Genomic DNA, 12,547 nt, shown 5'->3' with positions numbered 1-12,547 from the left:
AAAAGGGCGGTCGCAAATGCGCCGCCCTGTTTCGTTTTTGCTCACAAGTAAGACTACTCAGTCGGTCTAGATTACCGGCCCATGTCGTCTTCGTTGCGCGTTTTGTTGTTCTCTCTGGCTTCCTTCGCGGCTTCGCGCTGTTCCTTGGCCTCTTCGCGGAGCCGGCGTGCTTTTTCACGCAGTTCCTTGGCGGCCTTTCTTCTTTCGCGTGCGCCTTCGATGTAACCCTCTTCCTTGAACCGTTTGGCGTCCTCGGCGTATTGCTTGGCCAGTTCGCGGACAACCTTGGCTTCGGCGGCCTTAGCTTTGGCGTCTTCACGAAGATCCTTGGGCGATGGGTAATCACCTTTCGGAGGTGTGTCTTTCGGCGGCGTGTCCTTCGGCGGCGTGTCCTTCGGAGGTGTGTCTTTTGGAGGCGTGTCCTTCGGAGGAGTGTCCTTCGGTGGGTTATCCTTGGGAGGGTTGTCCTTGGGAGGGTTGTCCCGCGGCGGATTATCGTTCGGCGGGTTATCGTTCGGCGGGTTATCCTCTGGTGTATCATCTGTTCCAGGAGGATCTTCGCGTTCGGTGCTTTCGTCCGCCGATCCGTCACCAGAGCGCTGTTCGGCCAGGCCGATCGAAGCGGTTGGGAAGTCGGTCAGAACCGCCGCAAAACCGGGGCACTCGATCAACGTCTTTTCCAGGATGCTCTCGAAATCCGCCCGACGCTGGATGTATTTCAGCATCCGAGAGCTGACGACATCACAGGCGCACAGCGTGTTGGCTGATACGGATTGTTTCGCTGTCGCGACGGTGCACATCGCACTGGCGGACGTTGCGCTGATGAATGGCAACGATGCGGAAACAAAGGCTGCATATAAGATATTGGACTTGATGCGCATAGCGCTGCTCCTTGATACTCTTTACTAACTCGGTCTGTTTATAGACCCTGTGATTCTAGTTGGCAGTGAACAACGTCACAGTTTGGACATAAATAGACCTTTCTGCGGCCGGATTTACAAGATTGGCCAAAGGTGATCGACAGTAAATTGACTCTTCTTCAGGTAGAACTCGCAACAAAAACAAAAGTTAAACCCGGCGCGAGGCCGGGTTTGGGATTAGTGCGAATTTTCGGCAGGGGCGCAAAAATGTCACAAACATGGCATTGTTTGCGACTTGGAAACAAAATTATCCGGCGCGGGACATACGCTTACGCTCATGGGGGTCGAGATAACGTTTGCGCAAGCGAACTGCATTCGGCGTGACCTCGACCAGTTCATCGTCATCGATATAGGCGATTGCCTCTTCCAGTGAAAACTGGACATGTGGCGTAAGGCGGACTGCATCGTCCGAGCCGCTTGCCCGAACATTTGTCAGCTTCTTACCCTTCAACGGGTTCACTTCTAGATCGTTGTCGCGCGAATGCTCACCGATCACCATGCCCTGATAGACGTCCGCCTGGGGGCCGACAAACATCCGGCCGCGCTCTTCCAGATTCCACAGGGCATAGGCCACGGCCTGGCCTTTTTCCATCGAGATCAGAACGCCTGCTCGGCGTCCCGGGATCGGGCCTTTATGCGCAGCCCAGCCATGGAACACGCGGTTCAGAACCCCGGTGCCGCGCGTGTCGGTCAGAAACTCGCCATGATAGCCAATCAGCCCACGTGAGGGCACATGCGCGATGATCCGCGTCTTACCTGCACCGGCGGGGCGCATCTCGGCCAGCTCGCCCTTGCGCGCGCCGGTGATCTTTTCGATCACCGAGCCCGAGAATTCATCATCAACGTCGATGGTGACCTCTTCGATCGGCTCTAGACGCTGCCCGTCTTCCTCGCGGAACAGTACCTGCGGGCGCGAGATGCTGAGTTCGAACCCCTCGCGACGCATGTTTTCGATCAGAACGCCCATTTGCAATTCGCCACGGCCGGCAACCTCGAAGGCTTCGCCACCGGGGGTGTCGCTGATGCGGATGGCGACGTTGGATTCGGCCTCTTTCATCAGACGATCCCGGATGACGCGCGATTGAACTTTCTTGCCGTCCCGACCGGCCAGAGGCGAGTCGTTGATGCCGAAGGTCACTGTGATGGTCGGCGGGTCGATCGGTTGCGCCGGTAGGGCTTCGTCGACCTGGGGTGAGACCAGAGAGTCGGCAACAGTGGCCTTGCTCATACCTGCGATGGTCACGATGTCACCGGCTTCGGCCACATCGATGGGCTGTTGTGCCAGACCTCGGAAGGCCAGAATCTTCGAGGCGCGAAAATTCTCGATCAATGTCCCATCGCGGCTGAGCGCCTTGAGGCTATCGCCCGCTTTTAGCGTTCCGCTTTCCACGCGGCCGGTCAGAATGCGGCCAATGAACGGGTCGCTGCCCAACGTGGTGGCCAGCATACGGAAGGGTTCGTCCTTGCGCTCGGCCTGCTGCGGGGCGGGTACGTGGTCGACCACCAGATCGAACAGGGCGGTCAGGTCTTTGCGTGGTCCGTCCAACTCCATATCCGCCCAGCCCGAACGACCCGAGGCGTACATGGCTGGAAAATCCAATTGGTCGTCATCGGCGCCCAAATTTGCAAACAGGTCGAAACACTCGTCCAACGCCCGGTCGGGTTCGGCATCAGGTTTGTCGACTTTGTTCAGCACTACGATCGGACGCAGCCCAAGCGCCAAAGCCTTGGAGGTCACGAACTTGGTTTGCGGCATCGGACCTTCGGCCGCGTCCACCAGCAGGACGACGCCGTCAACCATGCTGAGGATCCGCTCGACCTCACCACCGAAATCGGCGTGGCCGGGGGTGTCGACGATATTGATGCGCGTGCCCTTCCATTCGACGCTGGTGGCCTTTGCCAGAATGGTGATGCCGCGCTCGCGCTCCAGATCGTTGCTGTCCATGGCACGCTCGGCCACGGCCTGGTTTTCCCGGAATGCGCCGGATTGTTTGAGCAGCTCATCTACCAGAGTCGTTTTACCGTGGTCCACGTGAGCGATGATTGCGATGTTGCGCAGGTCCATGAGAGGTCAGCCTTTGAACGGGAAGTTGGCCCGGCGCATAACGCGGCATGGCCAAAGATACCAGCCCTATCGCGCGTTCAGTGGCCCGCTGTTGCGGAAAACAGATGGATAACCAGAATTCCGCCCAAGATCATCGCCAGACCTATGATCGCGGGCCAGTCGAGACGCTGACCAAAAACCAGATACCCGATCAGCGCTATCAATGCGATCCCCAAACCTGACCAGATGGCATAGACAATGCCAACCGGCATCACCTTGAGAGTCAATGCCAGCAGATAGAACGCCAGCCCGTAACCGACCAGAACAAGGACTGACGGCCAGAACCGGGTAAATTGCTGGCTGGCTTGCAAGGCTGTGGTCCCGATGGTTTCTGCTGCCACGGCAAGCAGTAGGATCAGATATGTCTTGGGCACGGCGGGATTCCTGACGCAAACTTACGTGTCGCTTGAACACCCAAATCAGCGGTCGGGCAAGGAAATTCGGGCCGCGGCCAGAGTACGTTGTTTCGGCAAAGGTCAGGTAAACCCGACTATTCGAAGTCCCAGAATGCGTGTAACAGGGTCTCGTGTTAATTGTTTTCTGATTTATGAGTTATTTAAAATGACGACATTTGCGAAGACCGTCATTGTGGTTTCGGTTCTGATCGCGGCGTTGGGGTGGCTTGCAGACGGGGGGTCCGTCGACATGGATGCAGCCCAGAGTGTCGAGCGGCTATTGGGTATTCCGGCTTAAACGCCAGCCCGGCCGAAACCACAAAAAAAGGAGCTGCACAGCTCCTTTTTTTTGTGCCTGACTTCAATGTTGGCGGGCGACTATTTCTTTTCGATCGCCTTGACCTTTGACCTGTGCCGGCTGAGGCGTTCGACAACGAATAGCCGTGCCTTGCGCTCTGCCATGCGCACACGAATTTCGGTCAGAAATGCCTCTTCCAGAGATTGGGAGGCTGCACCAAGAACTTCGCCAACCTCGACAAAGAAACGATCCTCGCCGGTTTCGTCCATTACCTTCATCGTGTCTTCGGCAAGCTTGGACGCCAGGGTGGTAATGGTATCGGACATCAGCGTGTGGTCTCGGTCAGGCGGCGTTTCACATAATCGGTCACATCGGTCATCAAGGTGTCCATGTGCCGTTCCTGGAAGAAGTGATCCGCGCCCTCGACCTCGTTATGGGTGATGGTTATGCCTTTTTGTTCGTGCAGCTTGCCGACCAGAGCAGTGGTGTCTGCAGGCGGCGCGACGCGGTCGGCGCTCCCGTTGATGATCAGGCCCGAAGACGGGCAGGGCGCCAGAAACGAAAAGTCGTACATGTTGGCCGGAGGCGAAACGCTGATGAACCCGGTGATCTCGGGGCGCCGCATCAACAGCTGCATGCCGATCCACGCGCCGAATGAGAAACCGGCGACCCAGCAGTGCTTGGAGTTGTTGTTCATCGATTGCAGGTAATCCAGCGCCGAGGCTGCATCGCTCAGCTCACCTACGCCCTGATCGTATTCGCCCTGGCTGCGACCAACGCCGCGAAAGTTGAACCGCAACACGGTGAAACCCATGTTGTAGAACGCATAGTGCAGGTTATAGACCACCTTGTTGTTCATGGTCCCGCCGAACTGAGGGTGCGGATGCAGAACGATGGCGATCGGTGCGTCTTTTTCCTTTTGGGGGTGGTAGCGGCCTTCCAGGCGGCCTTCGGGTCCGGGAAAAATCACCTCGGGCATATGGGCTTTGGTCCTGTCTTTTTCTCGTCGGCACCCGGATATACTTGACGGTTATCCTCGGGCACTTTAGAACGGTTCTAATTGCAATCACATTGCGCGATGGCGCTGTCAGTGGGAGATACGCACTGGCTGCGGCGGCGTCAATGTTTTCGCGCCAATCTTGCCGTGGGGATAGAAGATGAAGCTGTCGACCAAAGGCCGTTATGCAATGGTTGCTCTGGCAGATATCGCTTTGCAGCCAGCGGATAAGCTGGTCACACTGGGCGAGATTTCCGAGCGGCAGGACATTTCTCTTCCTTACCTGGAACAGTTGTTTGTCAAACTGCGGCGTGCCGATCTGGTCGCTTCGGTGCGTGGCCCGGGTGGCGGGTATCGTCTGGCGCGTGCGGCATCGGACATTCGCGTGGTCGAGGTCTTGTCGGCGGTCGACGAAACTGTGGACGCCATGCACAAAGGGGCAGGTGCCTCGGGCGGATCGTCGGGCAGCCGTGCGCAATCCCTTACGAATCGTCTGTGGGAAGGGCTCAGCGCACATGTCTATGTGTTCCTGCATCAAACCCGCCTGTCGGACGTGATCCGCAACGATCTGGCACCTTGCCCTGCGGTCCCCAACCTGTTTGCCGTGGTGGACGACTGAGGTGATGGAAAACCATGGGACCAACACCGCATTTGCTGACTTGCCTAAAAAGATGAATCCATGAAACGTGTTTATCTTGATCATAACGCCACCACGCCGCTGCGGCCCGAGGTCAGGGCAGCTATGCTTGCGGCAATGGATGTGTGCGGCAACCCATCTTCGGTGCACGCCGAAGGGCGCGCGGCCAAGGCGTTGATCGAAAAGGCACGAGCGCAAGTAGCGAGTGCATTCGGCGCAGACGGTGCCGATGTGGTTTTTACATCGGGCGCGACCGAAGGGGCTGCCCTGGTGCTGAGCGGGCGCGACTTGCAAGGTGCAGCGATCGAGCATGACGCCGTAAGAGCTTGGACAAACGAGGTTTTGCCGGTTTCTGCTGATGGTTTGGTCGCAATTTCAGACCCTTCAAACGCGGTCTTGCAGCTTGCCAATTCTGAAACCGGCGTCGTACAGGAACTGCCCTCGGGTTTGGCGGTCACGGATGCCACACAAGCGTTTGGAAAGCTTCCGGTGGCGTTCAACTGGCTGGGTGCGCAAATCGCTCTGGTCTCGGCTCATAAGCTGGGCGGTCCTAAAGGCATTGGGGCAGTGGTGATGAAACGTGGCACCGATCTGGCCGCGCAGATCAAAGGCGGTGGTCAAGAGATGGGCCGCCGGTCCGGAACGGAAAATGTCATTGGAATCGCAGGGTTCGGAGCCGCTGCTCAAGCGGCGGCAGCAGATCTTGCCAATGGTGTTTGGGAAAAGGTTGCGGAACTTAGAAATATTCTAGAAAAGGCACTTGAGGCTGGATCGGAAGCGACTATTTTTGTCGGGAAAGGGCGGGAACGCCTACCCAATACGCTGTGCTTTGCGACTCCGGGCTGGAAAGGCGAAACACAGGTCATGCAGATGGATTTGGCAGGTTTCGCGATCAGCGCGGGCTCGGCCTGCTCCAGTGGCAAGGTGCGAGCCAGCGCCGTGCTGAGCGCAATGGGCTACGACGAAGTGACCGCAGCCAGCGCGATCCGCGTATCGCTTGGCCCGGAGACGACGGAAGAAGATGTGCTGCGTTTCGCCGAAACGTGGCTTGAAAAACAGAAAAAGCATCGCGCGCGTGCCGCGTGATCTGACGGAGGGTGTCTTATGGCCGCTTTGGACCAGACCCAGGTAAAAGAAGGTGTCGATCAGGAAACCGTTGACGCGGTGCGCGAGGTCGGAACCTACAAATATGGCTGGGAAACCGATATCGAGATGGAATACGCGCCCAAAGGCGTGAACCCGGATATCGTCCGTCTGATCTCGGACAAGAATGATGAGCCCGAATGGATGACCGAATGGCGTCTGGCCGCGTTCGAGCGCTGGACCAAGATGGAAGAGCCCAACTGGGCTATGGTCAGCTATCCCAAGATCGATTTTCAGGATCAGTATTACTATGCCCGTCCGAAATCGATGGAGGAGAAACCGAAGTCGTTGGACGAGGTCGATCCCAAACTACTGGCCACATACGAAAAGCTGGGTATCCCGCTGAAAGAACAGATGATTCTAGCTGGCGTTGAAGGCGCTGAGGACGCTCCTGCGGAAGGTCGCAAGGTTGCGGTGGATGCCGTTTTCGACTCGGTTTCGGTTGGCACAACGTTTCAGGAAGAGCTGAAGAAGGCCGGTGTCATCTTCTGCTCGATTTCCGAGGCGATCCGCGAACATCCTGAACTGGTGAAGAAGTATCTTGGTACCGTTGTTCCGGTCTCGGATAACTTCTACGCCACGCTGAACTCGGCTGTCTTTTCGGACGGATCTTTCGTCTATGTCCCGCCGGGCGTGCGTTGCCCGATGGAACTGAGCACCTATTTCCGCATCAACGCGGAGAACACCGGACAGTTCGAACGCACGCTGATCATCGCCGACAAGGGCTCTTACGTGTCTTATCTGGAAGGCTGCACCGCTCCGCAGCGCGATACCGCGCAGCTGCATGCCGCCGTCGTCGAGATCATCATCGAGGAAGACGCCGAGGTGAAGTATTCCACTGTCCAGAACTGGTTCCCCGGGGACGAGAACGGCAAAGGCGGTATCTACAACTTCGTGACCAAGCGTGCCGATTGCCGGGGCGACCGGTCCAAAGTGATGTGGACGCAGGTTGAGACCGGTTCTGCAGTGACCTGGAAATACCCGTCCTGCATTTTGCGTGGCGATGACAGTCAGGGTGAGTTCTATTCGATCGCGATTGCCAACAACTATCAGCAGGCCGACACCGGCACCAAGATGGTGCATTTGGGCAAGAACACCAAATCGCGCATCGTGTCCAAGGGCATCAGTGCGGGCAAGGCGCAGAACACCTATCGCGGGTTGGTGTCGATGCACCCCAAAGCCAAGGATTCGCGCAACTATACGCAGTGCGACAGTTTGCTGATTGGTGACAAATGTGGCGCACATACAGTGCCTTACATCGAGGTCCGCAACAACTCCTCACGCGTGGAGCACGAGGCGACGACGTCCAAGGTGGACGACGATCAGCTGTTCTACTGCCGTCAGCGCGGCATGGACGAGGAAGAAGCCGTGGCGCTGGTCGTCAATGGGTTCTGCAAGGACGTCCTGCAAGCACTACCAATGGAATTCGCGATGGAAGCGCAGCAATTGGTGGCAATCAGCCTTGAAGGTTCGGTGGGATAAGCCTGCACTCTCCTGAATATGAAAATTGGGGGCCGGGTGGTCCCGTGCGATACGCAGAAGGACAAAAAATGCTGGAAATCAAAAACCTGCACGTCAAACTTGAGGAAGAAGAGAAGGAAATTCTCAAGGGCGTGGACCTGACGGTCGAGGCTGGAAAAGTGCATGCGATCATGGGGCCGAACGGGTCGGGGAAATCGACGCTCAGCTATGTGTTGTCGGGCCGCGATGGCTACGAAGTGACCAATGGCTCGGCGACTTTGGATGACGAGGACCTATTGGAACTGGAACCGGAAGAGCGCGCTGCGGCGGGCCTGTTTCTGGCATTCCAATATCCGGTTGAAATCCCCGGCGTTGGCAACATGACGTTCCTGCGCACCGCGGTGAACGCTCAACGCAAGGCGCGCGGCCAGGACGAACTGTCGGCGGCAGATTTTCTGAAGATCATCCGCGCCAAAGCCAAATCGCTGAAGATCGACGCGGATATGCTCAAGCGCCCGGTCAACGTTGGTTTCTCGGGCGGCGAGAAAAAGCGCAATGAAATCCTGCAGATGGCCATGCTGGAACCCAAAATGTGTATCCTCGACGAGACGGACTCGGGTCTCGATGTTGATGCGATGAAGCTGGTTTCGGAAGGTGTGAACGCCCTGCGCGACGAAGGCCGCAGTTTCCTTGTCATCACGCACTATCAGCGTCTGCTGGATCACATCAAACCCGATGTCGTTCACATCATGGCCGATGGCCGCATCGTGAAATCCGGTGGTCCCGAGCTGGCGCTGGAGGTCGAACACAATGGCTATGCCGACATTCTGGCCGAGGTGAACTGATGGCTTTGCCCCAAGCAAAACAGACGGCGACCGAGGAAAGGTTGGCAGCGCTGACCATGCCTGATGCCGGGTGCACGCGCAAAGCGCGCGAGGCCGCTCTGGTCCGGGTACGTGAAATGGGCCTGCCCGGGCGGCGGGATGAATATTGGAAATACACCCGTCCTGACACGCTGGTCTCGGCCGAGGCCCCCTCGGCCGCGTTGTTTCAGACCGATGAGCCAATGATGTTCCATGAATTCGATCGTCTGAAGATCGTGTTCATCGACGGCGTGTTCAGCCCTGAACAATCGGATGATCTTAAGCTGGAAGGTGTCACAATTGACCGGCTTGAGGACATCTGCTGCAAAGATATTCATTGGGCCAAAGAGTTATACGGCGTTCTTGAGGCACGAGGTCAGACCCCGGTGCAGCGTCCGTTGGCCGCGCTGAACACCGCGTTTGCGTCTGACGGTGTGGCGATCCATGTGACCGGAAAACCGTCGAAACCGATCAGCCTTATTTATCGCCACGCGTCCGAGACCTCGGATGCGATCCTGCATCATATCGTGCGGGTCGAAAGCGGTGCTGAGGCGACGATCCTTGAAAACGGTCCTGCTGCATCGCGCTTCAACAAGTGCATGGAGATCGATATCGCCGATCATGGCACTTTGCATCACATTCGGGCGCAAGGCCGCGACCATCAGCGGCGGGCGGCCACGCACATGTTCACTCGGATGGGGCAGGAATCTGTCTACAAATCCTTCACGCTGACGGTGAACGGTGTTCTGACGCGCAACGAACAGGTCGTTGAATTGACCGGTGACGATGCAGTTGCGCATGTTGCCGGGGCTTGCGTCGGCGACGGGGATTTCCATCACGATGACACGGTCTTTGTCACGCATGACGCGGTAAACTGCGAAAGCCGTCAGGTGTTCAAGAAAGTGCTGCGCAACGGTGCAACGGGCGTGTTTCAGGGCAAGATCCTGGTCAAGGAAGGCGCACAGAAGACGGATGGTTATCAGATCAGCCAGTCGCTGTTGCTGGACGATGACAGCCAGTTTCTCGCCAAACCCGAGCTTGAGATCTATGCCGACGATGTCGCGTGTTCACACGGATCGACCTCGGGCGCGATTGATGAAACGGCGTTGTTTTACCTGCGCTCGCGCGGCGTTCCGACCGATGATGCCACCGACATGCTGACGCTGGCGTTTCTGGCCGAAGCGGTGGAAGAGATCGAGGATGAGGAACTGGCCGGTGTGATCGTCTCGCGTCTGCAAGATTGGCTGGCACGCCGCCGCTGATGCCTGTCACACAGGACATAGTGGCCACGTATCGCGGCCCAGGCCGTGTTGTCGGGCGGCTTCTTGACATGGGCCAGCGCGAGGATCGCGCGCTGGCTTTCGTCATGATCGGCTGTGCCATCGTGTTTGTCGCCGACACGCCGCGCCTGTCTCGCGAAGCCTACGTAACCGGACAGGAACTGAATGCACTATTGGCAGGCGGCTTGTTCGCTTGGCTGATCTGCATGCCGCTTGTGCTTTACCTTATTGCTGGCCTGACGCATCTGATTGCCCGCGCGCTTGGCGGTAAGGGGGACTGGTTCGGTGCGCGCCTGTCGCTGTTCTGGGCCTTGTTGGCCTCGGCCCCTTTAATCCTGTTGAACGGGCTGGTGGCAGGGTTTATCGGGCCGGGACCGACACAAACCGCTACGGGCCTCTTGTGGTTCATCGTCTTTTTGTGGTTTTGGATGTCAGGGTTGATCCGAGCAGAAGGGCGCACCGCATGACTGAGATTAACCTGCGTTCCCTGATGGTTACGACAGTGACAAACCCCGCCCTGGCAGCGCGTCAGCTGCTGGCGTTGAAACCGGGCCGCGAAACCTTGTGGCTGGGATTGGCTTTGGCCGTTGTTCTGAATGCGCTGATGCACGTTCTGTCCAACGTTCTGGCCCCAATCCAGGACCCGGATCTGCAAGGAATTGGCAACTCTTTGGTGGTCTTTTTTGTTGTTGTCGGCGGCAGTCTGATCCTGAGCATCGCGGCCTTCTATCAGGTCGGTCGCAAGCTGGGCGGAACCGCGTCATTCGATGACATTATGATCGTCATGGTGTGGTTGCAGTTCCTGCGCGTCTTGGTGCAGGCAGCCAATATCGTCGTGCTGATCGTCATGCCCGGGTTGCTTACCATTGTGGCTGTTGCGGTGTTCTTGCTGGGCCTCTACATCACCGTTCATTTCATCGATCAGGCTCATCGCTTTGGTTCTCCGTTAAAGGCGTTGGGTGTGATTGTGCTGTCGGCGCTGGCCATCGCCGTTGTTGTCACTGTCCTGCTGTCTCTTGTCGGTGGGCCGATGCTGGGAATTCCCGCCAATGTATGATGTTCAGAAAATCCGTGCAGATTTCCCGATCCTGTCCCGAGAGGTGAATGGCAAGCCATTGACATATCTGGACAATGGCGCCTCGGCGCAAAAGCCGAAGGCTGTGATCGATGCAGTGACACAGGCTTACGCGCATGAATACTCCAATGTACACCGCGGGCTGCATTATCTGTCCAACCTCGCCACGGAGAAGTACGAGGCCGTTCGCGGAACAGTCGCCCGCTTTTTGGGCGCGCCCAATGAGGATGAGATCGTCCTGAACTCTGGCACCACCGAAGGGATCAATCTGGTCGCCTATGGCTGGGCGATGCCGCGACTGGAAGCAGGGGACGAGATTGTTCTGAGCGTCATGGAGCATCACGCCAATATCGTGCCCTGGCATTTCCTGCGCGAACGGCAAGGTGTCGTGCTGAAATGGGTGGATGTCGATGCGACCGGTCATCTGGACCCGCAGGCCGTGATCGACGCCATCGGCCCGCGCACCAAGCTGGTTGCTGTCACCCATTGCTCGAACGTTCTGGGCACCGTTGTCGATGTCAAAACCATCACGGAAGGGGCGCATGCAAAGGGGGTGCCGGTTTTGGTCGACGGCAGCCAAGGTGCGGTTCACATGCCGGTCGACGTGCCGGATATTGGCTGCGACTTCTATGCCATCACGGGCCACAAGCTGTATGGTCCGTCAGGGTCGGGCGCGATTTACATCAAATCTGACCGCATGGCCGAAATGCGCCCCTTTATCGGTGGCGGCGACATGATCAAAGAGGTCTCGAAAGAACAGGTCATCTACAACGACCCGCCGATGAAGTTCGAGGCCGGAACGCCCGGTATTGTTCAGACGATCGGTCTGGGCGTTGCGCTGGATTACATGATGGAACTGGGAATGGACGCGATCGCGTCGCATGAAGCGGGATTGCGCGACTATGCCATGCAGCGGTTTGCCGGTCTGAACTGGCTTCAGGTGCAGGGCACGACTGCAACCAAAGCAGCGATATTCAGCTTTACTCTGGATGGGGCAGGGCACGCTCATGACGTCTCGACCATTCTGGACAAGAAAGGTGTTGCCGTGCGTGCTGGCCACCACTGTGCCGGGCCTTTGATGGACCACCTTGGCGTGACCGCTACCTGCCGCGCCAGCTTTGGTTTGTACAACACGAGGGACGAGGTCGACACGTTGATCGATGCGTTGGAACTGGCACACGACCTGTTCGCGTGAACCGGTCGGAAACCAACTGATTACAGCGCATTTTCAGTTGCACGCCGTTTCGAAGAACGATAGCTAACGCTCAACGCACCTGTAGCTCAGCTGGATAGAGCGCTGCCCTCCGAAGGCAGAGGCCAGAGGTTCGAATCCTCTCAGGTGCGCCATCCTCAATGCTGCGTCCAGAGGTCTGT

Annotated in this window: 14 protein-coding genes and 1 tRNA gene; 10 read left to right on the top strand and 5 right to left on the bottom strand. The window is 57.6% G+C overall.

What is annotated here, in order from left to right; translation table 11 throughout:
• Positions 1–71 precede the first annotated feature (71 nt).
• The 3 genes from ACR0JA_RS03210 to ACR0JA_RS03200 all read right to left on the bottom strand — a co-directional run bounded on the left by ACR0JA_RS03210 (position 72) and on the right by ACR0JA_RS03200 (position 3,398).
• Positions 72–881, bottom strand: a complete 810-nt coding sequence (locus tag ACR0JA_RS03210; RefSeq protein WP_480569886.1) for a hypothetical protein — start codon at positions 879–881, stop codon at positions 72–74.
• Positions 882–1,167: 286 nt separating this feature from the next.
• On the bottom strand, positions 1,168–2,985 hold the full coding sequence (gene typA / locus ACR0JA_RS03205; protein WP_480569883.1) for a translational GTPase TypA: 1,818 nt from the start codon (positions 2,983–2,985) through the stop codon (positions 1,168–1,170).
• Between the two features lie 77 nt (positions 2,986–3,062).
• Positions 3,063–3,398: a DMT family transporter gene (locus ACR0JA_RS03200; protein ID WP_480569880.1), complete on the bottom strand. Its 336-nt coding sequence runs from the start codon at positions 3,396–3,398 to the stop codon at positions 3,063–3,065.
• Positions 3,399–3,585: 187 nt separating this feature from the next.
• On the opposite strand from ACR0JA_RS03200, the gene ACR0JA_RS03195 reads away from it, so the two are divergent.
• Positions 3,586–3,717 (top strand): hypothetical protein, encoded by a 132-nt coding sequence (locus ACR0JA_RS03195; protein ID WP_480569877.1) that lies wholly within the window; start codon positions 3,586–3,588, stop codon positions 3,715–3,717.
• Between the two features lie 80 nt (positions 3,718–3,797).
• Here ACR0JA_RS03195 and ACR0JA_RS03190 read toward each other — a convergent pair whose 3' ends face one another.
• A complete protein-coding gene (locus ACR0JA_RS03190) occupies positions 3,798–4,043 on the bottom strand; it encodes a hypothetical protein (protein WP_480569874.1) in 246 nt (81 codons plus the stop codon).
• Positions 4,043–4,696, bottom strand: coding sequence for an alpha/beta hydrolase (locus ACR0JA_RS03185; protein WP_480569871.1), 654 nt, complete (start codon positions 4,694–4,696; stop codon positions 4,043–4,045). The genes ACR0JA_RS03190 and ACR0JA_RS03185 overlap by 1 nt, the downstream gene beginning before the upstream one ends.
• 178 nt (positions 4,697–4,874) lie before the next feature.
• On the opposite strand from ACR0JA_RS03185, the gene iscR reads away from it, so the two are divergent.
• The 9 genes from iscR (at position 4,875) to ACR0JA_RS03140 (ending at position 12,520) form a co-directional block, all read left to right on the top strand.
• The gene (gene iscR / locus ACR0JA_RS03180) at positions 4,875–5,333 is read left to right on the top strand and encodes a Fe-S cluster assembly transcriptional regulator IscR (RefSeq protein ID WP_480569868.1); all 459 of its coding nucleotides are present in this window, start codon (positions 4,875–4,877) and stop codon (positions 5,331–5,333) included.
• A gap of 60 nt (positions 5,334–5,393) precedes the next feature.
• Positions 5,394–6,437 carry a cysteine desulfurase family protein gene (locus ACR0JA_RS03175; RefSeq protein ID WP_480569865.1) on the top strand — a complete coding sequence of 348 codons (1,044 nt, stop codon included), beginning with the start codon at positions 5,394–5,396 and terminating at the stop codon, positions 6,435–6,437.
• Positions 6,438–6,455: 18 nt separating this feature from the next.
• Positions 6,456–7,976, top strand: coding sequence for a Fe-S cluster assembly protein SufB (sufB, locus tag ACR0JA_RS03170; RefSeq protein WP_480569862.1), 1,521 nt, complete (start codon positions 6,456–6,458; stop codon positions 7,974–7,976).
• A 68-nt stretch (positions 7,977–8,044) separates the two neighbouring features.
• Positions 8,045–8,800 carry a Fe-S cluster assembly ATPase SufC gene (gene sufC / locus ACR0JA_RS03165; protein WP_480569860.1) on the top strand — a complete coding sequence of 252 codons (756 nt, stop codon included), beginning with the start codon at positions 8,045–8,047 and terminating at the stop codon, positions 8,798–8,800.
• Complete coding sequence (gene sufD / locus ACR0JA_RS03160) at positions 8,800–10,080, top strand: Fe-S cluster assembly protein SufD (RefSeq protein ID WP_480569857.1); 1,281 nt, start codon at positions 8,800–8,802, stop codon at positions 10,078–10,080. The genes sufC and sufD overlap by 1 nt, the downstream gene beginning before the upstream one ends.
• Positions 10,080–10,565, top strand: coding sequence for a YIP1 family protein (locus tag ACR0JA_RS03155; RefSeq protein WP_480569855.1), 486 nt, complete (start codon positions 10,080–10,082; stop codon positions 10,563–10,565). Before sufD ends, ACR0JA_RS03155 begins: the two co-directional genes overlap by 1 nt.
• The gene (locus tag ACR0JA_RS03150; protein WP_480569852.1) at positions 10,562–11,155 is read left to right on the top strand and encodes a YIP1 family protein; all 594 of its coding nucleotides are present in this window, start codon (positions 10,562–10,564) and stop codon (positions 11,153–11,155) included. Before ACR0JA_RS03155 ends, ACR0JA_RS03150 begins: the two co-directional genes overlap by 4 nt.
• On the top strand, positions 11,148–12,368 hold the full coding sequence (locus ACR0JA_RS03145) for a cysteine desulfurase (RefSeq protein WP_480569850.1): 1,221 nt from the start codon (positions 11,148–11,150) through the stop codon (positions 12,366–12,368). Before ACR0JA_RS03150 ends, ACR0JA_RS03145 begins: the two co-directional genes overlap by 8 nt.
• A gap of 75 nt (positions 12,369–12,443) precedes the next feature.
• Positions 12,444–12,520 (top strand) — tRNA-Arg (locus ACR0JA_RS03140).
• Positions 12,521–12,547: the final 27 nt, after the last annotated feature.

The organism is Ruegeria sp. AM4, from assembly GCF_056540665.1.
The sequence above is the reverse complement of the archived record's forward strand: the minus strand, read 5'-3'. Positions and strand labels throughout refer to the sequence as shown.

Excerpts from the sequence above, each read along its gene's own strand:
- ACR0JA_RS03175 (WP_480569865.1), top strand. The coding sequence starts at position 5,394 with ATGAAACGTGTTTATCTTGATCATAACGCCACCACGCCGCTGCGGCCC.
- ACR0JA_RS03190 (WP_480569874.1), bottom strand. The coding sequence starts at position 4,043 with ATGTCCGATACCATTACCACCCTGGCGTCCAAGCTTGCCGAAGACACG.
- sufC (WP_480569860.1), top strand. The coding sequence starts at position 8,045 with ATGCTGGAAATCAAAAACCTGCACGTCAAACTTGAGGAAGAAGAGAAG.
- ACR0JA_RS03195 (WP_480569877.1), top strand. The coding sequence starts at position 3,586 with ATGACGACATTTGCGAAGACCGTCATTGTGGTTTCGGTTCTGATCGCG.
- ACR0JA_RS03185 (WP_480569871.1), bottom strand. The coding sequence starts at position 4,696 with ATGCCCGAGGTGATTTTTCCCGGACCCGAAGGCCGCCTGGAAGGCCGC.
- ACR0JA_RS03210 (WP_480569886.1), bottom strand. The coding sequence starts at position 881 with ATGCGCATCAAGTCCAATATCTTATATGCAGCCTTTGTTTCCGCATCG.
- ACR0JA_RS03150 (WP_480569852.1), top strand. The coding sequence starts at position 10,562 with ATGACTGAGATTAACCTGCGTTCCCTGATGGTTACGACAGTGACAAAC.
- sufD (WP_480569857.1), top strand. The coding sequence starts at position 8,800 with ATGGCTTTGCCCCAAGCAAAACAGACGGCGACCGAGGAAAGGTTGGCA.
- ACR0JA_RS03155 (WP_480569855.1), top strand. The coding sequence starts at position 10,080 with ATGCCTGTCACACAGGACATAGTGGCCACGTATCGCGGCCCAGGCCGT.
- ACR0JA_RS03145 (WP_480569850.1), top strand. The coding sequence starts at position 11,148 with ATGTATGATGTTCAGAAAATCCGTGCAGATTTCCCGATCCTGTCCCGA.
- iscR (WP_480569868.1), top strand. The coding sequence starts at position 4,875 with ATGAAGCTGTCGACCAAAGGCCGTTATGCAATGGTTGCTCTGGCAGAT.
- sufB (WP_480569862.1), top strand. The coding sequence starts at position 6,456 with ATGGCCGCTTTGGACCAGACCCAGGTAAAAGAAGGTGTCGATCAGGAA.
- typA (WP_480569883.1), bottom strand. The coding sequence starts at position 2,985 with ATGGACCTGCGCAACATCGCAATCATCGCTCACGTGGACCACGGTAAA.